Origin of the sequence: Halostagnicola kamekurae (genome assembly GCF_900116205.1) — an archaeon.
Taxonomy (GTDB): domain Archaea; phylum Halobacteriota; class Halobacteria; order Halobacteriales; family Natrialbaceae; genus Halostagnicola; species Halostagnicola kamekurae.
The window spans coordinates 563,290-583,936 of the sequence record NZ_FOZS01000001.1 but is presented as its reverse complement, the minus strand read 5'-3'; the positions used below and the strand labels follow the sequence as shown (position 1 = coordinate 583,936).

The window sequence follows — 20,647 nt, the reverse complement described above, 5'->3', positions numbered from 1 at the left end:
TTCCGACAACTCAGACGATCGGATCGCCGTCGCCGTAGACCGCCAGCACGATCGCCGTCGTGTACGTACCGGCGGCCGCCTGCGCGCTCTCGACGCGGACGCGCGGCTCGGTGAAGTCCCAGTCGCGAAGCGCCCGTCCGCTCTCGAGTCCCTCTCGCACGCGCGTCTCGACGTCCTCACCGTCGGTCTCACCCCCCGCTTCGTAGAACAGCCCCGGTCCGTCGTCCGCCGACTGGGACCACCCCAGTCCGGCGCTCACCCGCCCCGGACCGGTGGTCGTGGCTCGAGCCTCGACGACAGTGAGTCGGTCGCCGGCGGGCCCGAGGTCGGGCGCGGTGCCGACGGCCTCGACGGCGGTATCGGCCGGGATAACGGACGAGACGGCGACGAGGTTGTAGTTCTCGACGCCGGCCTCGGCGAGCGCTGCGTCGTAGGATGCCATCGCCGTGGGGGCCGAGGCGGAGCCCCAGACGATTCGAATCGTGCTCATTGTCCGATCTCAGGGATCGATCGCGTAAGGCGTTGCGATTCGGGGGAGCCTCGATTCGTGAAGACAAAGGACGGTGGCCACGAGTGACGCCCGAAAACCTGAGGGCGTCACGAGACGGGGAAGGGCAGGCGGTCACACCGATACGCGCCGCGAGTAACCGGACGAACGTGCGGGCTGACCGACTGGTCCGGTGCGAACGAGCGAGCAGATCACTGGTCCAGAGCGAACGAGCGAGCCGACGATTGATCTGAAGCGAGTGAGACGAGCGGTGGGGAAGGAGGAGGTCTTCGTGAGTGAAACGAACGAAGGCTCGGAAGTCCCGGCCGCCAGCGAAACAGACCGCAGCGCAAATGGTCGGTGGCTATTGGTAGAAGTAGCCGGCCGAGGAGATAACGTCGCTCGAGTCGTCGTCTTCGATCTTCTCGATGGCGTTCGTAAAGTCCTCGTGGCGCACCTCGGTCCGGTCGTCTCGAACGGCGAACATGCCGGCTTCGGTCGCGAGACTCTCGATCTCGGCACCGGAGTAGCCCTCGGTTTCGGCCGCGAGATCGGCGAAATCGATCCCGTCGTCGACGGCCATCTCCCGCGTATGGATCTCGAGGATCTGTTCGCGTCCCTCCTGATTCGGTTCGGGAACTTCGATGAGTCGGTCGAAGCGGCCAGGGCGGAGGATCGCGCGATCGAGCATGTCGAAGCGGTTGGTCGCGGCGATGATCCTGATGTCGCCGCGGGCCTCGAAGCCGTCCATCTCCGAGAGCAGTTGCATCATCGTTCGCTGGACCTCGGCGTCCCCGGAGGTCTTGGACTCGGTTCGCGTCGTCGCGATGGCGTCGATCTCGTCGATGAAGATTATAGCCGGTTCGCGCTCGCGGGCCATCTCGAAGAGGTCCCGAACGAGCCGGGAGCCCTCGCCGATGAACTTGCGGACCAGTTCCGAGCCCGCCATCTTGATGAACGTCGCGTCGGTTTCGGTTGCGACGGCCTTCGCGAGCATCGTCTTACCGGTTCCCGGCGGTCCGTGAAGGAGGACGCCGCTCGGCGGCTCGATCCCCACGTCTTCGAACAGTTCGGGCTCGTCAAGGGGCTGTTCGACAGCCTCGCGGACTTCCTGAACCTGCTCGTCGATGCCGCCGATCTCGTCGTATGAGACGTCGGGCTTTTCGGCGATCTCCATGGCCTGTGCGCGGGCGTCGGTTTCCGCGTCCAGGACCGTCTGGATCGAAAACGAATCGTTGACGGCGACTCGATCGCCGCTCTCGACCGACTCCGCGATCCGCGGGGAGACGTCGGTGAGAACCTCCTGGTTGTTGCCGTGTTGTTTGACGACGACTTCGTCGTCCTCGAGGACGTCCTCGACGGTCGAGATGTAAAGCGAGGAGCTTTTGAGCGTCTCGTTTTCGCGCTCGACGGAGTTTACTTTCTCTCGTAACTGCTCGCGGCGCTCCTCTGCAGCGTCGAGCTGCTCGGACAGCTGATCTCGGACCTCGGTGAGATCTTCGAAGTGTCCACGGAGCGCCTCGAGCCGTTCGTCATCGGAGAGATCGGGATCGATCTCGCGATGTGGTCGCTCAGGAACAGATGGGCTTCGAGACATCGTGATGTACGTCGTTAGGATTCCCACGATAAATGTGCCTTTGGGTCGCGGTTGGTTTTCGGCAGGCCGGAAGCCGTGGGTGATACGACCGTTTCGGGTGCCACCGAGGGGAAACGATGGAGTTCGCTTGGCCGGTCACGGGAAATTGTCGACGAGAGAGATTCGACGAACGAACGGGACAGAATCTCGAGAAGCGAGGGTCAATAGAATCGAAAATGTAGACGGGACCTGACAGAGCGCTCTCGGCTACTCGAGCAGCGCCGCCATCTCGTCGAGGCGGTCGCCGTAGGTCGCCAGCGCGCGGTCGATCGGATCGCTCGAACTCATATCGACCCCCGCGATTCGCAGGAGGTCGAGCGGGTACTCCCGCGAGCCGCGACGGAGAAACTCGAGGTAGTTCTCGGCGGCGGTACAGTCCGGCTCGCTGCTGGGTCCGTCCGGGAGGATGCCGTCGACGATGGCGAGCGCGGCGGAAATGCCGGTCGAGTACTGGTAGACGTAGAACGCGCGGTAGAAATGCGGAATGCGCATCCACTCGCGGGCGATCCGCTCGTCGACGGTGGCGGGCTCGTAGTACGATTCTTTGAGCCCGTAGTAGAGGTCGTCCAGTCGATCCGCTGTGAGCGGCTCGCCGTTTTCCTCGAGCCGGTGGGCCTCGTGTTCGAACTCGGCGAACAGCGTCTGGCGGTACAGCGTCGAGCGGACGCGCTCTAGGAACTCGTTGAGGACGGCCTTTCGGAACGCCGGATCGTCGACGGTCTCGAGCAGGTGGTTCGTCAGCAGGGCCTCGTTGACCGTGCTGGCGACTTCGGCCACGAAGATCTCGTAGCTCGAGTAGACGTAGGGCTGTTCGTCCTTGGTGAGCTGAGAGTGCATCGAGTGGCCGAGTTCGTGGGCCAGCGTGTACATCGAGGCGATGTCGTCCTGGTAGTTCATCAGGATGAACGGCTGGGTGTCGTAGGTGCCACCTGAATACGCGCCCGACTGTTTGCCTTCGTTCTCGTAGACATCGACCCACCGCGACTCGAGACCCTCGGCGACCCGGGACTGGTACTCCTCGCCCAGCGGCCCGACGGCGTCGACGACGTACTCGGTCGCCTCGTCGTAGCCGACGTCGGGTCCTTCCCCGCCCGTCAACGGCATGTAGAGGTCCCACATCTGCAGTTCGTCGACCTCGAGGGCCTCGCGTTTGAGTTCGGCGTGGCGGTGGAGTTTATCGAGGTTGTCGTCGACGCTGTCGACCAGCGTATCGTAGACCTCGACGGGGACGTTCGGGCCGTCGAGTGCGGCTTCGCGTGCGGTGTCGTAGTTGCGAGCCTGTGCGGTCTTGACGTCCGCTTTGACGCTGTTTTTGTACGACGCCGCGACGGTGTTTCGCACCGCTTCCCACTCGTCGAAGTAGCCTTCGTACACCCGCCGTCGGAACTCCCGATCGGGGCGTTTGAGCAGGTTGGTGAAGTTGCTCTGGGTGATCTCGACTGCGTCGCCATCGGGATCCTCGAGGGTCGGAAACGACATGTCCGCGTTCGAGAGCATGTTGTAGACCTCGCCGGTCGCTCCCGTCACTTCGCTCAGGTCCGCGAGGAGCGCCTCGACTTCCGCCGAACGCGTGTGCGGTTTCATCCGCAACACGTCGTCGACGTAGTGGTCGTAGGTCTCGAGTGCCGGCTCCTCGTCGGTCATCGACTCGAACTCCGATCGCGTGAGCGTCTGGAGTTCGGGCTCGATGAACGAGGCGGCGGACTGTGCCTCCGCTGCCAGCGACTGGGATCTGGCGGTCAGGGCCTGATACTCCTGGTTGGTCGTGTCCTCGTCGCGTCGCATGCGGGCGTAGGCGGCCACCGTCGACACCTCGCGCATGATGTCGTTTCGAAGCTCGAAAACCGCGAGTAACGTCTCGGCGTCGTCGGTGGTCTGGCCTTCGTAGCTCGCCAACTCCTCGATTCGATCGCTCACCGCCGCGTACGCCTCCTCCCACTCCTCGTCGCTCCCGTAGATGCTCTCGAGGTCCCAGGTGTACTCCCGGTCGATTTCGGAGCGGTCCGGTACAGAACTCATGGCGCTGATTTCGGACCGAAGCTGTGAAAATCTACCGAAGCCGGGTGACGACGGGTCTGAGAGCGACGGCCGATCAGAGACGGTGATCCGCAAACGACGTGCCGTCGTCTCCTAGCCGCGCATCTCGGCGTCGACGGCGGTCCGAACCGTTCGGGCGATACCGAGAACGACCAGATAGCCCCCGGAAACGACGAGTGCGCCGAGCAAGAAGACGCCGAACAGCGTCGCGCCCGCCTGCGAGTGAGCGAGAAGCGGCGCGGTGACGCGATATCCGAGATACGCGACGAGCACCCCCGCGGAGACGAAAAGCGAGGCGCGCCAGTACGCGCCGTACTCCTCGGGGGACAGTTCCATACCTCGTGGTCGTCGCCCGAATCGTATAAACCCACTCACCATTCGGAGCCGCCGTGTGAGTCCGCCGACAGTCCGTCACGGAGCTGTCTCGAGACCCGCGCGACCGTTCGCTGCTCGACTCGCCGACGGTCGAAGATCCGCCGCGCGCTCGTCGCCGCCGCTTCGTCGACGGTAAACTCGAGGTCGGGGTACTCGACGGCTGCGAGCACGAGCGGTTCTGGCGGCGCCGGAGCGATCCCGTCGTGGCCCGCCAGCGGTTCGTCCGCGAGCGCCCGATCGACCTTCGCGAGCGGCGTCTCTCCCGAGCCGACGCTGTGGGCGAGCGAAACGAGCCGGCGGACCAGTTCGCGCGAGAAGCCGCCCGCCGAGACGGTGACGACGAGAAACGGCCCGTCGCGGGTCGCCTCGAGCGTCGGCGAGCGCTCCGTGTTTCGGTCGTCGGGCGTCAGGTTGTGAAAGTCGTGGGGTCCAGACAGGGCCTCGAGTGCGGCGCGGAATCGGTCGTCCTCGACGCGAGTCGCGTCCCCAGTCTCACGCCTCGACGGTTGTGCGTCGTCGGTCGGCTCCGGCAGGGCCGCAGTCGACCGCGACTCTGCCGGCGCGTAGAGGTGGTACACGTATCTGCGCTCGCTGGCGTGGTGTGTCGCGTGAAACGACGGCGACGCGTCGGCGCTGGCCCACGCCCTGACGTCCGCGGGCAGTTCGCTATTTAGCGCTCGCGGCGTGAGCCAGTCGGGTGCGTCGAAGGCGACGGTCTGTGCGAGCGCCGAGACGCCGGCGTCGGTTCGACCGGCGGCCGCGTAGCCGTCGGGTTTGTCGGCGTCGGGAGCGAGAATCTCGAGTCGTCTCAACGCGCCGAAGATCGTGTCCTCGACGGTTCGCACGTCGGGCTGGCGCTGGAAGCCGAAGTAGTCGGTGCCGTCGTAGGCGATCCGGAAGGCGCGCATCACTGTTCGATTCGAGTCACGCCACCCGTCGTGTTAGCTCCGTTGACTCCACCGTGGATATCGATCAACAGTTCGACCGGTCCGTGAGAGAGCGGTCGAAAAACGCCAGACCGGCATGAGCGACCTGCGCGTGCCGGGTCGGTGACCTTCCCCGCGGGAGGTGGAGGGTGCATACTATGGACTCGCTAACACGAAGTGAACCCGAGCCACATGAGTGTCCTCGAAACGTCGTTTTCGTCGTTCTCGACACCGCTCGAGCGACGAGCGTGAGCGATCGAACGATGCCGGCGCTGTCCCGACTGGCGACGGCGGGGACGGCGTTCGAGAACGCGTTTGCGACGGCACCGTGGACGCTGCCTTCCCACGCTTCGATGTTCACCGGGACGTATCCCTCCGAGCACGGAACGCACGGGCACCACCCCTTTCTGGACGAGTCGCTTCGAACGCTTCCCGAGGTCTTCGCTGACGCCGGGTACGAAACCGTCGGCGTCTCGAACAACACCTGGATCACCGAGGAGTTCGGCTTCGACCGCGGGCTCGATCACCTCCGGCGCGGCTGGCAGTACGTTCAGTCCGAACACGATATGGGCGCCGTCGTTCGCGGCGAGGACCTTCGCGAGAAACTCGAGGCGACCCGCGAGAACCTCTTTCACGGGAACCCCCTGGTAAACGCGACGAACATCCTCTACAGCGAGGTGCTCCAGCCGGCGGGCGACGACGGGGCCGATCGAACGACGACGTGGGTCGAGAACTGGCTCGAGGGACGGGACGACGACTCGCCGTTCTTCCTGTTCTGTAACTACATCGAACCGCACGTCGTCTACGACCCACCGCGGGAACTCGCCGAGCGACATCTCCCCGAGGGTGCGAGCTACGAAGCGGCCACGGCGGTTCGGCAGGATCCGCGGGCCTACGACTGCGAAGACTACGAGATCGACGACCGGGAGTTCGCCATGCTTCGGGGCCTCTACCGGGCCGAACTCGCCTACGTCGACCGGCAGATCGCGCGACTGCGTCGCGCGCTCGAGGAGACCGGCGAGTGGGAGGAGACGCTGCTGGTCGTCTGTGGCGACCACGGCGAGCACGTCGGCGAGCACGACTTCTTCGGCCATCAGTACAACCTCTATGACACCCTGTTGCACGTCCCGCTGGTCATCCACGGCGGCGAGTTCACCGGCGGCGGCACGCGACGCGACCTCGTTCAGTTGCTCGACCTCCCGGAGACCCTCTTCGAGGCGACCGGCATCGAGGACCCCGCGTTCGCCGAGCAGAGTCAGGGGCGGTCGATGCATCCCACCTCGGACACAGGCACTCGAGACGCAATCTTCGCCGAGTACGTCGCTCCACAGCCCTCGATTGACCGCCTCGATGCTCGGTTCGGCGACGTGCCGGACCGCGTTCGGGCGTTCGACCGCCGACTGCAGGCGATCAGAACGCACGACGCCAAGTACGTCCGCGGCGACGACGGCTTCGAGCGGTTCCACGACCTCGAGATGGACCCCCACGAACAGCGCAACCTCTGTGCCGAGCCGGACGCAGACTCGAGAAACGGACAGCAGCGTGATAGACGCGAAGCACTGATCCGTCGACTCGACGAGCGACTCGGCGACCTCGAGTCGGTCGTGAGCGAGACGGGCACGGAAAGCGTCTCGATGCGCGCGGGAACGAAAGAACGGCTGGCGGATCTGGGCTATCTGTAAAGGCGATCACTCAGCCCGGGCCGTCGTGACGTGCCGATTGAGCCGATCGAGCCGATCCGCGACAAACGGCCGGGGGATTGAAAGCCGTTCGCCGAGTTTTATACGGGTCTCGAGCGTGACTGTGTAGTATGGCAACTATTCGGACGGAGATCCACGAAGCCGAGTCCTACGCGACCGTCGTGATATCGAATCCGGACCGGAAGAACGCGGTCAGCGAGTCCGATACCGAGGACCTCGCGGCCGCGTTCCGCGAACTCGACGCGAACGACGAGGTTCGGTGTCTCGTCCTGACCGGCGCGGGCGAGGCCTTCTGTGCGGGTGCGGATCTCTCGAGCGTCGGCTCGACGCCGACGGCCGAATCGATCGACCGAGGGTTTCACGCCGCGGTCGAAGCCATCATGACCTGCTCGAAACCGGTGATCGCGAAGGTCGACGGGCCCGCGATCGGTGCCGGCGCGTCGCTCGCGACCGCCTGCGATTTCGTCTACGCCGCCGAGTCCGCCCGCATCGGCTTTTCGTTCTCGAGCATCGGCCTGACCGCAGACACCGGCGCGACGTTCATCCTGCCGCGGCTGGTCGGCGTTCGCACCGCGACGGAGCTGCTGATGAGCGGTGACATCCTCTCCGCCAGCGAGGCCGCCGATATCGGGCTCCTCACCGAAGTCGTGAGCGACGCGGACATCGACCAACGAGTTCACGAACGCGCGACGACGCTCGCGAGCGGCCCGACTCGCGTCTACTCCTCGATTCGACGGCTTCTGCTCCGGTCGAACGCCAACACGCTCGAGGAGCAACTCGACCTCGAGGCGCGCGAGCAAGAGCGGATGTTCCACACGCAGGACATGATGGAAGGCGTCGCCGCGTTTACGGAAGACCGCGAGCCGGATTTCAGCGGACGGTAGAGTGCCGCCAGTGGTGGGGTTCAGCGGCGATATCGGCCCCAGCGTGCGGGTTTCGTCCGGAGGCGACGATCACTCGGCGAGCCACCGGAAACAGCGCAGGTCGTCGTCCGCAACGGTCGCGACGATCCGATCGTTTTCCTCGAGACACGGATGCTCCGCCGCCGGGACGACGATCTGATCGACTGTCCGGGTGCCGTCCTCGAGTAAGATGACGACGTGTTCGCCGTCGACGATGCGGTCGACGGTCGAAACGTACGACTCGGGCGGGTTCGCCGCCGACTCGGGAACGGTGGGGATGTCCTCGCACTCGGTCGTGGATTCTCGCTGTTTTTCGGTGTCCGAGCCCGCTCGCTCGGTATCGGTCGCGCTCGCGCTCGAGACGAGCGCGAGCGCGGCGGCAGTGTTCGTGCCGATCGTTCGCAGGACGGTTCGGCGGTCGACTGTCGGTCGATCTACCATGGGCTCGTTGGCCGCGGAACGGTATATAAATGGTCGGCCGGTCTCGATACCCGACTTCGAATCGATCTCGCGAGCCGGGCTCGAGCACCCACCTCACGGGTCGGGCTCGAGTATCGACCCCTCGAACCGATCTCGCAACTCGACGGCGAGAAAGAACGTGCTGAGGCCGGCTGTACGCTTAAGCGGCCGCGGGACCTACACCGCGGCGATGTCCCGCACGACGTATCAGTGTACGTGTGGCGCGGTCCTCGAGTACAAGCAAGACCTCGTTTCCGATCGCGGAACCACGGGGCGGACGTGGAAGTGCAGGCAGTGTGCGACGCCCGTTCCCGGGATCGTCGCCGAGAAGATCGGCCACCAGCATCCGTCCTGAGTCGTCTCGATCGTTCTCAATCGTCTGTCTGGCGCGCGTGTTGTGGCGAAACGAGACGGTGCTATCGGCGGCGCGAGCGGCTTAGTCTTCCATCGGTTCAGCGCGGGGTGTTGGCTCGGGGTCGTCGATGTACCGGTTTCGCCAGGTCCCGCGGGCGAACCAGCCGACGCCAACGATCGCTCCGAGGACGTTCCCGACGGCCATCCCGATCCAGACGCCGGTGGCGCCCATATCGAAGACGAACACGAGGACGAAGACGCTCGAGACGCGACCCACCCAGAGGGTCAGAATCGAGAGGACCATGGCGGTCTTCGTGTTTCCGGCTCCCCGGAACGCGCCGAGGATCACCTGCGAGACGCCGATGAAGGCGAACTCGACCGAACGGATCTGGACGTACTCGACACCCAGCGCGATGGTTTCAGGCGCGTCTTCGACGTCGCCGAGGAACGCGCTGACGATCGGTTCGGTGAACGTGACCGCGACCACGGCGACGAGGATCATCACCCCGGCACCGGTCGTCGCGGCCAGTCGCACGGCGCGACCCGCTCGGTCCGCCCTGTCCGCGCCGAGGTTCTGCCCGACGACGGTGTCGATGGCCCGCCCGAGTCCCATCGCCGGGAGAAAGACCAGCGAGATGAGCCGGTTTCCGAGGCCGTAGGCGGCGACGACCGGCGGCGCGAACGTGACGACCATCGCGGTCAGAGAGATCATCGCCAGCGCGCTCGTCGACTGTTCGACCATGCTCGGGACGCCCAGACGGACGATGTCCTCAATGAACTCGAGGTCCGGTCGGAGGTGCTCGAGCGAGACCGCCGGACCGCGGGTCGTCGCGAACAGGATCCAGAGTCCGACGAGCGTCGCCGCGCCGCGGGCGGCGATCGTTGCGATGGCCGCACCTTCGATCCCCCAGCCCGAAAAGCCGGTCGCGGCGTAGACCGCGGCTTCGAAACCCGCGAAATCCAGCGCGCCGATGACGGGGAGGGTCTCGAGCCAGCCGACCAGCGGATTGCTATCGAAACCGAAGATGAAGATCGGATCGAGGACGACGTTGACGGCCACGGAGATGACCATCACGAGCATCGGCGTCCGCGTGTCGCCGTAGCCCCGCATGAGCGCCGAGAAGACGAAGAATCCGAACATCAACGGCATCCCGAGGAAGATAACCTCCATGTAGTCCGCTGCGAGCGGGACGACCGCGGCCGCCGTCTCTGGATCGCTCGGCAGGACATCGAGGGCCGGTCGCGTGTAGAAGTAGCCGGCGATCCCGATCGCGACCGAGAGGACGGCGACGAACGAGACCGTCTGGCCCGCGACCAATCCCGCCGACCGGTCACCTCTCGCACCGATGTACTGGGCGACGAGGATCGCCCCCGCGGTCGTAAAGCCGCCGGCGACGGCAATCAGGAGGAAGATAAGCGGGAACGCGAGGCTGATCGCACCGACCGCGTCCGCGGAGAGCCGACCCAGATACAGCGTGTCGACGACGTTGTAGGTGACCTGCAGCAGCTGGATGACGACGATCGGCCACGCCAGGTGAAAGAGCGGCTCGATGAGCGAGCCCTCCGTGATCGAACTCGAGGGGGTAAACGGAACGCTCGAGTCGCTTTCCGACGAACCCGCGTCCGAATCGGCGTCCGACGAGTTCGACGATCCGTCGTCGCTCGAGTCCGCGGTCGACTCCGTCCCCGATCGGGGAAGCGACTCGTCGGGCGACGAATTCCCCGTCGGCGCATCGTCGCTCGCTGGAGGGTCGTCCGCCCCTCGAGACGGACTATCGTCTGAATCGCGGGAATCGTCGGGCACTGACCCGACAGATGAGCGGCGAGGTGATCAATATTTTGAAGCGTCAACGAGTGCGACGATCGGTCGGGACCGGCGCGTGTTCGTCGGCGGTAGTCACTCCTCTCGGGGCACTTCGTGGCGACCGAAGCCGTAGCGGAGCCGACTCGCGAGCCGTCGCGAGAACCGGCCCTCGTCGGCCCGCGAGCCGAACCGCTCGGCCAGCGCCGTGTAGATCAGCGGCACGGGAACCTCCTGCTCGAGGCCTTCCTGAACCGTCCAGGTTCCGGTCGAGCCGCCCTCGACCCGATCCGCGACGTCGCCCAGATCCGTCCCCTCCTCGCGGAACGCCTCCTCGCAGAGTTCGAGCAGCCACGAGCGGATCACCGCGCCGTTGTTCCAGACTCGAGAGACGTTCTCGAGATCGAGGTCGTAGCGACCCTCGTGGAGGAGTTCGAACCCTTCGCCGTAAGCCTGCATCAGCGCGTACTCGACGCCGTTGTGGACCATCTTCACGTAGTGGCCCGAGCCCGCGGGACCCATGTGGCCGTGGCCGTCGGGGCCGGTCGCGACCGCGTCGAAGATCGGCTCGAGTTCCGCGTAGGCCGCTTCCGGTCCGCCGACCATCAGCGAGAAGCCGAGTTCTGCGCCCGCGGGGCCGCCGGAGGTACCACAGTCGAGATAGGCCGCGGGACAGGACTCGGCACGCCGAACCGAATCCTGAAACTTCGAGTTGCCGCCGTCGACGACGATATCGTCGGCTTCGAGGTGCGGTTCGAGTTCCTCGAGCGTCGCGTCGACGGCCGCGCCGGCGGGGACCATCAGCCAGATCCGTTTCGTCCCCTCAAGTTGCTCGCAGAGGTCATCGATCGAATCGGCGGGGTCGGCGCCCGCCTCCGCGGCCGCCGCGACCGCCTCGTCGTCGAGGTCGAACGCGACCACGTCGTGTCCAGCAGCGAGTACCCGATCGACCACGATCTGACCCATCCGTCCGAGTCCGATTACGCCCAGTTGCATACCGGAGGCTGGACGGGCAGGGGAGGTAGTGGTTGTGATTCGACCGCGGCGCTGATGGAGCCGATCTGTCGTCAAAATGGAATCGAAACCCGCTCGAGAGACGGTAAACGCGATGTCGGGCCCCTACTGCATGGGCGTCTCGAGGCGCGCCCAGCCGATCGCGTCGAGGACGACGACTCGGCCGTCGTACCAGACGTAGACGCCGTTGTATCCGTCCGACCGCCCTTCGTGGTAGGGAAGCGAGTCGCGGATCGCGTCGACGACCGACCAGGCGCCGTCGCGTTCGATCGTGACGTGTTCCCACTCCTCTCGAGCGTCGTTTCGAATCGCTCGACGGATCGCCTTTTTCGCGCCCGGGATGTCGTGGAGCGAGCGGCTCGAGGCGTCGATAACGGTCGCGTCGACCGGTACGTCCTCGACCACGCGCGCCCCGAGGTCGGCCTTCGAGCGCGCGGCGGTGGTGCTGGATCGACCCGACCGTAACACGTACCCGGCGACCGCGGCAGAGCCGACGACGAGCGCGGACAGTGCGACGTCTTTCCCCCTGATCATCGTTCACTACTGTATAGCAATCAACTAAGTATCTTTCGTCGGAATATGTTCGATTGATAATTCTTCGGACCGGAAATCAGACATGCGTCAGACGACGTTCAGGAAAACGGACAGTTATTGGATCCGAGCGGAACTTACACGAAGCGGGCGATGCCGCCTGTGAGCGCCCCCGCGACGAGGAGCAACGCGACACTCACGATCGCCGCCGCGCGGAACAACGGAAGCGCGTCCCGGGCGGGCTCGCGGATTTTCTTGCCGTTGAGTCCGGATTCGAATCGTTTGGTAGCGACTTCGACGAGTGCGGTCAACACGAGCCAGAGCGCGACCATCAGGAGGACGAGTCGACCCCGGAGCGAAAAGAACAGGGTATTTGAGTCGTAGACGGCGGCCGCGAGGTGACTCCCCGAGAGAAAGAGCACGAGGGAGCTGGTTCGCGAGATCGTCGCGAGCTTTCCGGAGATGGTCTCGAGCGGCGCTGTGGAATTAAAGGCGCCGTCTCGAGCCAGCGGAACGACGACGAACGCGACGTAGAAGACGCTGCCGGCCCACAGCGCAGCAAAGACGAGGTGTGCCGTTCGTGCGAGAAGAACGTCGACCATATGGAACTGGTTAGACAGCGACCGTATCAGGGTTCCGACTTTCGCTCGACCGGCTTCGAACGCCTCTCGGAAGGGGTCTCGGCGGTCGGCTCCCCACCTCGAGTGGCGTACTCCCGGAGCCGCGCCTGTCTCGTCCCGGGTTCCTCGCCCGAGAGCGCGTAGGGCACGAGGACGTACGTCGCGTTGATGACGAGAATGAGGACGATCGGGAGCAAGAAGAGCCCGTAAAACCCGAACACGACCGGGCCGACGACGTACGACACGAGCAACATCCCGGTGTGGGTCTGGTCGCCGCTGATGTGCGCTCTGATGAAAAAGTCGGGGATGAAATCGACGACGACGGCGCTGACGACGAGCAATATGCCGACCGGAACGAGCAACGACAGGTCGCCGGAGATCCACGCGTTCGCGGCGAGTACGGCGGTGACCGGAAGGTAGACGAGCTTTATGCCGACGACCGGGATGAGACTCCCGACGCCGGCAAGCGCCCCGAGCAGTTCCGGAAACGGCACCGCGACGGCCGCCGGCGCGAAGAAGTTGTACGCATAAAAGGTGGCGACGCCGACGATCGCGGTGACGAACACGTTGACGATGTTTCCGAAGAGCGTCATTGACAGCTCCGGATCGACGGCGCGGACGTACTCGCCCATCACGCCGGAGTCGTCGAAGCGCTCGAGGAGCCACGAGACGAATCGCGACCCGTCGACGAGCATGTAGTAGGTCAGGACGACGAGGATCAGTAACTGGACGAACGCGCTGCTCAGGACGCCGAGTGCTCCGAGAACGCTCACGCCGATCACGCTGAGCGAAGATTGTGAGATCGCACCGGAGAGAATCGACTGGAGCTCTTCGAAGTCGCCGACGCCGACGCGCTCGAGCGTCTCGACGAACGCCGGTCCGTGAACGTCGTAGACCTCGAGGATCGACTGGGCTTCGAGCGCGACGATGGCGATCGTATAGCCGACCAGGAGAACGAGTGGAACGCCGAAAAGAACCAGCGCGAGCCCCGCTCGCAGACGGCGAGGGAGGGCAAAACGCTCGAGCGAGCGGAAGATCGGGCGAACGGCGTAGTACAGAAAGACCGAGAAGACGACTACCGCGATGAATCGAACGGCGACGTAGGCGACGACCGCAAAGAGTGCGAGAACGAGTACTCCGACGCCCGCTCGGCGGGCGAAGGGGCGATCGAATTCCATATCTCACTGTAAGGCAGGTGGAGTATTTCACTCTCCCGACTGATCACGAGCGAGCGTTTCAGCACACGAACGAGACCCCGTCACGTATTCGAGCCGCGTTCGAGCGCGTCGAACGCCGGTCGAGAGTCACCCTCGAGAGCCGGCGCGAACCCGCTCGACGTCGAGACGGCCGTAGTGCCAGAGCGTCCCCGTCAGTCCCGCGTCGGCGATTCGCCGCCCAGAGCTCTCGACGAGCGCGCGAGCGCAGTAGCCCGTGTCGTACGAGCGGGCCAGTCGCCGACTGAACGCCGTATCCTCGTTGGGTACGTTCGGAAAGCCGCCGACGTCGTGGTAGGCGTCCCGGCGAACGAAACAGTTGAAGCCGGGGAGGATCGGCAACTCGAGGCGCGGAAAGACGTGGTTGATCGTCGCCTCCATCAGCTTCGCCCGATAGGGGCCCGTGATCCGACAGGCCGAACTGGCCCCGGCCACGCCCTCGGCTTCGACGTACCCGAGCATCGCCGTCAGGTAGTTCGCCCGGACGCGCGTGTCGGCGTCGACGAACGCCAGCCAGTCGCCGGTGGCGTAGTCTGCGCCGAGATCTCGGGCGGGGCCGATGCCGGAACCGCCGTCCGAAACGACCGTCACGTCGTACTCGCGTGCGATGTCGGCCGTCCCGTCGGTCGATCCGCCGTCGACGACGATCACCTCGTACGCATAGGCGGTATCCAGTCCGACGATACTCGAGAGGGTGCCGCGGATGTACTCGGCCTCGTTTCGCGCGGGAACGACGAAACTGACGACCGGCTCGAGGGATTCGCCTCGCGAACCCCTCTCAGCGGTCGTCTTACTCGCACTCATCGATTGAGACTCTCACCGCGTGCGTTGTAATTGTTGTCTATGCGACTGTTGATCCGGTGTGCAGGGTGGGTCAGCGACCGCTGAGTGACACGAACCCCTTCACTGGCGAAGTATATCATGAACTTTTATAATGCTCGGGCCAGAAGGGGAAAGTACAGATGTCGGTCGTACACGTACCACGGTGACACTCTTCCTTCAGACGACTCTCGGGCCAGTTCAGCGACACGACGGCTTCCAGTACCCGCCGTCGGACACACCGAATCACACCCCAGCACTCGACCGACATGAGCACACGAAACTTGCAAACACAGACGACGCAAATCTCGAACCGAACACCGACCACACCCGGCCGCCGAGCGACTCGAGATCGGGCCACCCCGACCGAACGCGTTCAGCGGACGTTCTGTCCGCAGAATCGAGACCGCCTCGAGAACCTGATCGACGACTGCAACTCCGCGTTCGTCACGCCGGCCTCGAGCGAATCCGAATAAACGTGTACTCGCCTGGGATCCGAACTGACTTTTCGACGGCCGCCGTAGACTCGAGCGGCCGATGACGATGGGTCCGCTCCGAACCGGTCTCGGCAACCGGTCGTGACGAGCCCTATGAGTGCCGAGGCCATCGATTTACTCGTTACGCTTGTACTACGCCGTTTCTCGATTGGTTCCGTACTTGCGAACGGCTGGTCGCAAACAGCACTTACTGCCGATGTGTCCGTATTTACATCTTCCTCGCCCTGAAGGGGAATGCCCTTCGCGTTTTCGAGGTCGAGGATTCCCGACGTCGTTGGGATATCGTGGTCCGCCCTAAAGGACGGAGCTTTTCTCCTTGACTTTCCGTAAGAACGCGCCGGGAGCAGCTGGGATTAGCCCGCTCGAGCCGGGACACCGAGAAACTCGAACTGCTCGGTCTCGACAAGTTCGTCGACGACATCGCCGGCGAAGACGTTCGCCTGGTTCTCACCGAGCGACAGCGATCGAACTCCGGCATCGGCTTCGAAGTCGATCCCCTCGAGGTCCAGCCAGAAAACGTTCGGAGAGAGCGCCGACTCGAAGTAGTAGCGACGGTCACGGTGATCGGCGACCGTGCGCCAACGCGTCGAGGAGATATGCGGTGCATCCGGCGTACTAATCCCGTACGGCACGGAGACGTTACGGATCGCGCCGAAGACGCTCGCCGTTGCGGCTCGCCGGTTCTTGGTCTGCGGAATCGCGTCCACGTAGAAACTTGCGCGGGCAAATCGGTCAGCCGGGCGGCTCGTCCCCGGTAACATGACTGTTCCGCCGATCTCCGACCAATACTCGTCGAGTGCGAGCTGTTGATCGAACGTTGGGGAATTCGTCATTACCTGATACTCCCGACCGTGGTGGATCGTCAACTCGCCATCGACGTACTCGAAGATGGCACTGTCACCCGTGACATCCGAGACGGACAGGTGGAGGGTGGCCAACCGGCCTTCGTCCGGGATTTCGTCGGAAACGACCACGAATTCTTCTTTCCGGTGACTCTCGACTGCTTCGGCCACCGTCGCGAAGTTGTCGAGGACGTATTGCGCCCACAGCGAGATCGACAACCCGGGTCTGTCGCCATCCCACTCTGGATAGTCGGATTCGGTGAGCCACAGGACGTTCGCAACCAGACCCGCCTCGTTCATCCCGTCGGTCGTCGCGATGTCGTACGCGGATGCGACGACACTGCCGTACTCAGCGGTCCACCGCATCGAGGCCGGACCGACTTCGCCTGTTCGCTCCATCCCGCGTGGGAAGCACCAGATGTTCGTTCCGATCTCTCCGTGCCAGTCCATCGACCGGCCAGTGAGCACGATATTCTCGGGACCGAGATACACTAATCGCGTACACATCTACGGTCTCCCTCCGGTCACCCGGCCGTTGTGTGTCGTAAGCCAGAACATAACTCTGGCCTACATCGATCAGGGCCATAAGTTGCATTCGGTCCGAACTGATACGTTCTGGCTGGGAAGGTGACGGTCTCTCGAGTTCGGAAACGAGCGCGCGACGATCGGACGGGTGACGCGTCCGGTGTGGTTCTCTCGGTCCACAACCTCACACGGAATTGACTCGGCCCTCGACTGTCAGAAAAGACCTCGAGAGAGACGTACGTTTTAGTCGCCACGGCAACCGAAAGAGGGTATGGGGATCGACCGATCGGAGCTACGGACCGGGTTGGCACGGACGTGGCCGTATCTGCTCTCACATCACCTGCCGTCCGAGCGCCACCGGTGTTACGCGCCGGTCGTCTTCGGTCGACAGATCCACGTCTGCGCGCGCTGTCTTGGGATTTATCCGGGTATCCTCGTGGCGGTTTTGGCTTCCGTGCTCGAGGGCGGTGTGGCGAGCCAGTCGCTCACCGGTCTCCCGGTCGTCCTCCTCTTTCCGCTCCCCGCGCTGATCGACTGGACGCTCACGACGTTCACCGACCGACGGGGATACAACCCGGTTCGAACGGCGACGGGATTCCTGCTCGGAATCGGGTACGGAAGCGGTCTCCTCGGCCTGCTCCTCGCCGGCGACCTTCGGGTTATCGCCGTTGGAATCGGGTACGGCGTCGCCGCCGGAGTACTGCTTTCTATTTCCCTCACTGATAATTAGGCAGTCGAATAATGTATGTCTTATTGATATGATTGAGATCATATAGATGCTATTTTATGAGGGGTGTGTGAATTTTCGTCAGAACACTGATGACCGACTGTACCAACTGTGGGGACCATATCGAGGGGAACACGGCGCGCTGTCCGAACTGCGGTGCGAGCCAGGAGACGCCGCTCGTGACTGACGGCGGAGAGCGAGCCGCAGACGAGAAATACTGCACCGAGTGCGGCGAGTTGATAAAAGAAGACGCGGAGATCTGTCCGGAATGTGGTGTCAGACAGCAGTCGTCCGGTGAAACCAGCTCCGATCAGGTCGTCGCCGGCGTGTTGGCGATCGTCGTCGGCTTCGTCGGGGCACACAAGTTCTACCAGGGGAACATCAAGTACGGCGTCCTGTATCTGTGTTTCTTCTGGACGGGAATTCCCGCTCTGCTCGGACTGGTCGAAGGGATCCTGATGCTCGTCGCGGACGAAGCGGAGTACGAGGAGAAATACGCCGACGGGAGCATCTTCGGCGAGTTCTGAGACGGATTCCGGCCGCACACGAAGCCGATCACACTCCTCGAGCGGTATTCGACCGAACCGGGCCGAGAATTTTTTCGATTTCCGGCTCACGCTGGCCAGTTCGTTCAGGCTTCACGATCCGCCGGTGAGTGGATTCGCTACACTCGAGCAGCCGCGCCGACGCCGTTTCAACCGACACGATTGCCGGACGATTGCGTTCGAGAGACGACGAAGCGTCGCGATTTCGGCGCGAACGCCCACTTCGTCGATTCTCATTTCGTCGATCGACGTAATGTCGGTTGAAAGAATATGAGTTATCCGTGTGGAGTGCACTCACGAAAGTAGCGACCAAAATCATGTCTGGCAAATACGACCTCGTCATCGTGGGTGGCGGTATCAGCGGTGCATCCCTGCTGTACACGACTGCGAAGTTCACTGATATCGAGTCCATCGCGCTGATCGAGAAAGAGTCGGAACTCGCCGCGATCAACTCGGACGTCACGAACAACTCCCAGACGCTGCACTTCGGCGACATAGAGACGAACTACACGCTCGAGAAGGCCGAAGACGTAAAGGAAGGTGCGGAACTGCTCGCCGGCTACCTCGAGAATCACGACCCCGACCGCGAGATGCACTCGAAGCGGTCCAAGATGGTCCTCGGCGTCGGGGACGAGGAGGTCGCACAACTCGAGGAACGCTACGAGGACGAGGGATTCGGCGACCTCTTCCCGAAACTTCGGGCGATCGATCGCGAGGAGATCGCAGAGATCGAACCGAAGGTCGTCGAGGGACGCGACCCCTCGACGGAGATGCTCGCGCTCCAGACGCCCGACGGCTACGTCGTCGACTACGGCGAGACGACGAAGTCGTTCGTCGAACAGGCCGAACAGGAGGCGAACGTCGACGTCTACACCGGAACGGAAGTTGAAGACATCACGGAGACCTTAGACGGCTACACCATCGGGACGACGAACGGTCGGTTCGACTGCGAAGCGACCGTCGTCGCCGCCGGCTCCCACAGCCTCCAGATAGCCAAGGAACTGGGCTACGGACAGGACAAGGTGTTGCTTCCCATCGCGGGTAGTTTCTTCCTCGCGGACGACTTCCTGAACGGGAAGGTCTACACCCTCCAGATGAAGAAGTTGCCCTTCGCCGCGGTCCACGGGGACGCGGACGTCCACGACGACTCGATCACCCGATTCGGTCCGACCGCGAAACTCGTGCCGACGCTCGAGCGGGGCCGAATCTCGACGGTGAAAGACTTCCTCGACGTGTTCGGGCTGAACGCGGCGGCGTTTCTCAGCTACGCCAACATCCTCTCCGATCGGGTCCTCCTGCCGTACGTGCTCCGGAACCTCGTCTACGACCTCCCCGAGGTCGGACGACGCCAGTTCCTCCCGCACGTCCAGAAGGTCGTCCCCAGCGCCGAACTCGAAGACATCGAACGCGCGAAAGGCTACGGCGGCGTTCGACCGCAGATCGTCGATACGAAAAACAAGTCTCTGGACATGGGCGAGGCGAAGATCGTCGGCGACGACATCATCTTCAACATCACGCCCTCGCCCGGCGCGTCGACGTGCCTGAAAAACGCCCTGCAGGACACCGAGCGGGTGCTCGAGTTCCTCGATGGCGAGTACGAGTTCGACGAAGCCGCCCTTCGCGAGGACACCATCGAAAACTTCCCGCGAATCGACGACGATGACGACGCGGCCGACGACGAGGCACAGACCGTTACCAGCCCGGCCACCGACGACTGAGCAGCGAGTCGAACGGCCACCGGCCCGCGATCGGGGCCGCGCGAACATATTGGCGAGATATACAAATCGGGAGTTTTACCCGTATCAGACGACCGAACGGGGGACTATACATCTTGGTGCTTATATTCGGGTACTTCGAATCGAGCGTATGAGTGTCTTCGGGGAGTTTCACGTCCCCTCGAACGCGTTCGCGCTGCACGAAACCCTGAACGCGGTTTCGGAGATGGTAATCGAAATCGAACGAGTCGTCGCGACCGAGGAGGTGCTCACTCCCTACTTCTGGGTCTCGGAGGTCAACTTCGGCACGTTCGAGGACGCGGTCGCGAAGGATCCGTCGATACGCAACCTCGAGCAACTCGACGAATTTCAGGAGACCGCACTCTACCGCGCGGAGTGGACCCGCCACGTCGAATCGATCGTCTACATCTACACCGAAATCGAAGCCGTCGTCCTCGAGGCGACCGGCTCAAACGAGCGCTGGGAACTGCGCATCAGGTTCGACGACCGCGACGAACTGGATACGTTTCAGCGCTACTGTCACGAACGCAACATCGCGTTCGACCTTCGACGATTGTACGATCTCTCCCAGCCGAAAACGGGCGGCCAGTACGGACTCACGTCGAAACAGCAGTCGGCGCTGGTCGCGGCCTGGGAAGCCGGCTACTTCGAAACCCCTCGAGAGGCGTCGCTCGAGGACGTTGCGGCCGAACTCGACATCACACAACAGTCGCTCTCGAAGCGGCTCCATCGCGCACACCGGTCGCTGATCGCGAACACGCTCATCGTGAGCGCCAGCGAGCCGAGTCAGCCGACGTGACTATCGCAGGACCACGGATACGCCCCCCTAAATAAGGGGTTGATAGTACAGGCCTGCCCCTTCTCCATCGGAGTCGCCTAGCCAGATCTGCTACTGAATAC

At 63.6% G+C, this 20,647-nt stretch carries 21 protein-coding genes; 8 read left to right on the top strand and 13 right to left on the bottom strand.

Translation table 11 applies throughout. From position 1 onward, the window contains the following. Positions 1-10: 10 nt before the first annotated feature. The 5 genes from BM348_RS02890 to truA all read right to left on the bottom strand — a co-directional run bounded on the left by BM348_RS02890 (position 11) and on the right by truA (position 5,443). Entirely contained in the window at positions 11-490 is a 480-nt protein-coding gene (locus BM348_RS02890) for a pyruvoyl-dependent arginine decarboxylase (protein WP_092901701.1), read from the bottom strand. 361 nt (positions 491-851) lie between these two features. Continuing rightward, positions 852-2,084 carry a proteasome-activating nucleotidase Pan2 gene (pan2, locus tag BM348_RS02885; RefSeq protein WP_092901698.1) on the bottom strand — a complete coding sequence of 411 codons (1,233 nt, stop codon included), beginning with the start codon at positions 2,082-2,084 and terminating at the stop codon, positions 852-854. A gap of 246 nt (positions 2,085-2,330) precedes the next feature. Next, positions 2,331-4,142, bottom strand: a complete 1,812-nt coding sequence (pepF, locus tag BM348_RS02880) for an oligoendopeptidase F (RefSeq protein WP_092901695.1) — start codon at positions 4,140-4,142, stop codon at positions 2,331-2,333. A gap of 111 nt (positions 4,143-4,253) precedes the next feature. After that, a complete protein-coding gene (locus BM348_RS02875; RefSeq protein WP_092901692.1) occupies positions 4,254-4,496 on the bottom strand; it encodes a hypothetical protein in 243 nt (80 codons plus the stop codon). Positions 4,497-4,531: 35 nt separating this feature from the next. Beyond that, positions 4,532-5,443: a tRNA pseudouridine(38-40) synthase TruA gene (gene truA, locus BM348_RS02870; protein WP_092901689.1), complete on the bottom strand. Its 912-nt coding sequence runs from the start codon at positions 5,441-5,443 to the stop codon at positions 4,532-4,534. A gap of 176 nt (positions 5,444-5,619) precedes the next feature. Here truA and BM348_RS02865 point away from each other — a divergent pair, with 176 nt between their 5' ends. Both BM348_RS02865 and BM348_RS02860 read left to right on the top strand, forming a co-directional pair. Continuing rightward, complete coding sequence (locus tag BM348_RS02865) at positions 5,620-7,143, top strand: sulfatase (RefSeq protein ID WP_092901686.1); 1,524 nt, start codon at positions 5,620-5,622, stop codon at positions 7,141-7,143. Positions 7,144-7,271: 128 nt separating this feature from the next. After that, the gene (locus tag BM348_RS02860; RefSeq protein ID WP_092901683.1) at positions 7,272-8,045 is read left to right on the top strand and encodes an enoyl-CoA hydratase/isomerase family protein; all 774 of its coding nucleotides are present in this window, start codon (positions 7,272-7,274) and stop codon (positions 8,043-8,045) included. A 69-nt stretch (positions 8,046-8,114) separates the two neighbouring features. Here BM348_RS02860 and BM348_RS02855 read toward each other — a convergent pair whose 3' ends face one another. Beyond that, positions 8,115-8,504, bottom strand: a complete 390-nt coding sequence (locus BM348_RS02855) for a hypothetical protein (protein WP_092901680.1) — start codon at positions 8,502-8,504, stop codon at positions 8,115-8,117. Positions 8,505-8,712: 208 nt separating this feature from the next. Here BM348_RS02855 and BM348_RS21070 point away from each other — a divergent pair, with 208 nt between their 5' ends. Continuing rightward, positions 8,713-8,877 carry a hypothetical protein gene (locus BM348_RS21070; protein ID WP_175507087.1) on the top strand — a complete coding sequence of 55 codons (165 nt, stop codon included), beginning with the start codon at positions 8,713-8,715 and terminating at the stop codon, positions 8,875-8,877. 81 nt (positions 8,878-8,958) lie between these two features. On the opposite strand, the gene BM348_RS02845 is transcribed toward BM348_RS21070, so the two are convergent. The 6 genes from BM348_RS02845 to BM348_RS02820 all read right to left on the bottom strand — a co-directional run bounded on the left by BM348_RS02845 (position 8,959) and on the right by BM348_RS02820 (position 14,860). After that, entirely contained in the window at positions 8,959-10,446 is a 1,488-nt protein-coding gene (locus tag BM348_RS02845; protein ID WP_092903564.1) for an MATE family efflux transporter, read from the bottom strand. A 327-nt stretch (positions 10,447-10,773) separates the two neighbouring features. Beyond that, a complete protein-coding gene (gnd, locus tag BM348_RS02840; protein WP_281244658.1) occupies positions 10,774-11,748 on the bottom strand; it encodes a phosphogluconate dehydrogenase (NAD(+)-dependent, decarboxylating) in 975 nt (324 codons plus the stop codon). A 48-nt stretch (positions 11,749-11,796) separates the two neighbouring features. Further along, positions 11,797-12,225: a hypothetical protein gene (locus BM348_RS02835; protein ID WP_092901671.1), complete on the bottom strand. Its 429-nt coding sequence runs from the start codon at positions 12,223-12,225 to the stop codon at positions 11,797-11,799. Between the two features lie 134 nt (positions 12,226-12,359). Then, positions 12,360-12,824, bottom strand: a complete 465-nt coding sequence (locus BM348_RS02830) for a copper resistance protein CopD (protein ID WP_092901668.1) — start codon at positions 12,822-12,824, stop codon at positions 12,360-12,362. 26 nt (positions 12,825-12,850) lie between these two features. Then, positions 12,851-14,020: an AI-2E family transporter gene (locus BM348_RS02825; RefSeq protein ID WP_092901665.1), complete on the bottom strand. Its 1,170-nt coding sequence runs from the start codon at positions 14,018-14,020 to the stop codon at positions 12,851-12,853. Between the two features lie 126 nt (positions 14,021-14,146). After that, positions 14,147-14,860, bottom strand: a complete 714-nt coding sequence (locus tag BM348_RS02820) for a glycosyltransferase (protein WP_092901661.1) — start codon at positions 14,858-14,860, stop codon at positions 14,147-14,149. A 284-nt stretch (positions 14,861-15,144) separates the two neighbouring features. Here BM348_RS02820 and BM348_RS02815 point away from each other — a divergent pair, with 284 nt between their 5' ends. Further along, positions 15,145-15,351, top strand: a complete 207-nt coding sequence (locus BM348_RS02815) for a hypothetical protein (protein ID WP_092901658.1) — start codon at positions 15,145-15,147, stop codon at positions 15,349-15,351. A 374-nt stretch (positions 15,352-15,725) separates the two neighbouring features. Here BM348_RS02815 and BM348_RS02810 read toward each other — a convergent pair whose 3' ends face one another. Further along, complete coding sequence (locus tag BM348_RS02810; RefSeq protein WP_092901655.1) at positions 15,726-16,721, bottom strand: linear amide C-N hydrolase; 996 nt, start codon at positions 16,719-16,721, stop codon at positions 15,726-15,728. Between the two features lie 289 nt (positions 16,722-17,010). Between BM348_RS02810 and BM348_RS02805 the strand changes: the two genes are divergently transcribed. The 4 genes from BM348_RS02805 (at position 17,011) to BM348_RS02790 (ending at position 20,546) form a co-directional block, all read left to right on the top strand. Further along, positions 17,011-17,469 (top strand): DUF2085 domain-containing protein, encoded by a 459-nt coding sequence (locus BM348_RS02805; RefSeq protein WP_092901652.1) that lies wholly within the window; start codon positions 17,011-17,013, stop codon positions 17,467-17,469. 89 nt (positions 17,470-17,558) lie between these two features. Beyond that, the gene (locus tag BM348_RS02800; protein WP_092901649.1) at positions 17,559-17,993 is read left to right on the top strand and encodes a TM2 domain-containing protein; all 435 of its coding nucleotides are present in this window, start codon (positions 17,559-17,561) and stop codon (positions 17,991-17,993) included. A 335-nt stretch (positions 17,994-18,328) separates the two neighbouring features. Beyond that, the gene (locus BM348_RS02795) at positions 18,329-19,729 is read left to right on the top strand and encodes an FAD-dependent oxidoreductase (RefSeq protein ID WP_092901647.1); all 1,401 of its coding nucleotides are present in this window, start codon (positions 18,329-18,331) and stop codon (positions 19,727-19,729) included. Between the two features lie 148 nt (positions 19,730-19,877). Further along, the gene (locus BM348_RS02790; protein ID WP_092901645.1) at positions 19,878-20,546 is read left to right on the top strand and encodes a helix-turn-helix domain-containing protein; all 669 of its coding nucleotides are present in this window, start codon (positions 19,878-19,880) and stop codon (positions 20,544-20,546) included. Positions 20,547-20,647: the final 101 nt, after the last annotated feature.

Coding starts and splice junctions, on each gene's coding strand:
- BM348_RS02865 (WP_092901686.1), top strand. CDS start 5,620: ATGGACTCGCTAACACGAAGTGAACCCGAGCCACATGAGTGTCCTCGA.
- BM348_RS02815 (WP_092901658.1), top strand. CDS start 15,145: ATGAGCACACGAAACTTGCAAACACAGACGACGCAAATCTCGAACCGA.
- BM348_RS02805 (WP_092901652.1), top strand. CDS start 17,011: ATGGGGATCGACCGATCGGAGCTACGGACCGGGTTGGCACGGACGTGG.
- BM348_RS02810 (WP_092901655.1), bottom strand. CDS start 16,721: ATGTGTACGCGATTAGTGTATCTCGGTCCCGAGAATATCGTGCTCACT.
- BM348_RS02875 (WP_092901692.1), bottom strand. CDS start 4,496: ATGGAACTGTCCCCCGAGGAGTACGGCGCGTACTGGCGCGCCTCGCTT.
- BM348_RS02860 (WP_092901683.1), top strand. CDS start 7,272: ATGGCAACTATTCGGACGGAGATCCACGAAGCCGAGTCCTACGCGACC.
- BM348_RS02890 (WP_092901701.1), bottom strand. CDS start 490: ATGAGCACGATTCGAATCGTCTGGGGCTCCGCCTCGGCCCCCACGGCG.
- BM348_RS21070 (WP_175507087.1), top strand. CDS start 8,713: ATGTCCCGCACGACGTATCAGTGTACGTGTGGCGCGGTCCTCGAGTAC.
- pan2 (WP_092901698.1), bottom strand. CDS start 2,084: ATGTCTCGAAGCCCATCTGTTCCTGAGCGACCACATCGCGAGATCGAT.
- pepF (WP_092901695.1), bottom strand. CDS start 4,142: ATGAGTTCTGTACCGGACCGCTCCGAAATCGACCGGGAGTACACCTGG.
- BM348_RS02835 (WP_092901671.1), bottom strand. CDS start 12,225: ATGATCAGGGGGAAAGACGTCGCACTGTCCGCGCTCGTCGTCGGCTCT.
- truA (WP_092901689.1), bottom strand. CDS start 5,443: ATGCGCGCCTTCCGGATCGCCTACGACGGCACCGACTACTTCGGCTTC.
- BM348_RS02800 (WP_092901649.1), top strand. CDS start 17,559: ATGACCGACTGTACCAACTGTGGGGACCATATCGAGGGGAACACGGCG.
- BM348_RS02825 (WP_092901665.1), bottom strand. CDS start 14,020: ATGGAATTCGATCGCCCCTTCGCCCGCCGAGCGGGCGTCGGAGTACTC.
- BM348_RS02830 (WP_092901668.1), bottom strand. CDS start 12,824: ATGGTCGACGTTCTTCTCGCACGAACGGCACACCTCGTCTTTGCTGCG.
- BM348_RS02790 (WP_092901645.1), top strand. CDS start 19,878: ATGAGTGTCTTCGGGGAGTTTCACGTCCCCTCGAACGCGTTCGCGCTG.
- BM348_RS02820 (WP_092901661.1), bottom strand. CDS start 14,860: ATGAGTGCGAGTAAGACGACCGCTGAGAGGGGTTCGCGAGGCGAATCC.
- BM348_RS02795 (WP_092901647.1), top strand. CDS start 18,329: ATGTCTGGCAAATACGACCTCGTCATCGTGGGTGGCGGTATCAGCGGT.
- BM348_RS02855 (WP_092901680.1), bottom strand. CDS start 8,504: ATGGTAGATCGACCGACAGTCGACCGCCGAACCGTCCTGCGAACGATC.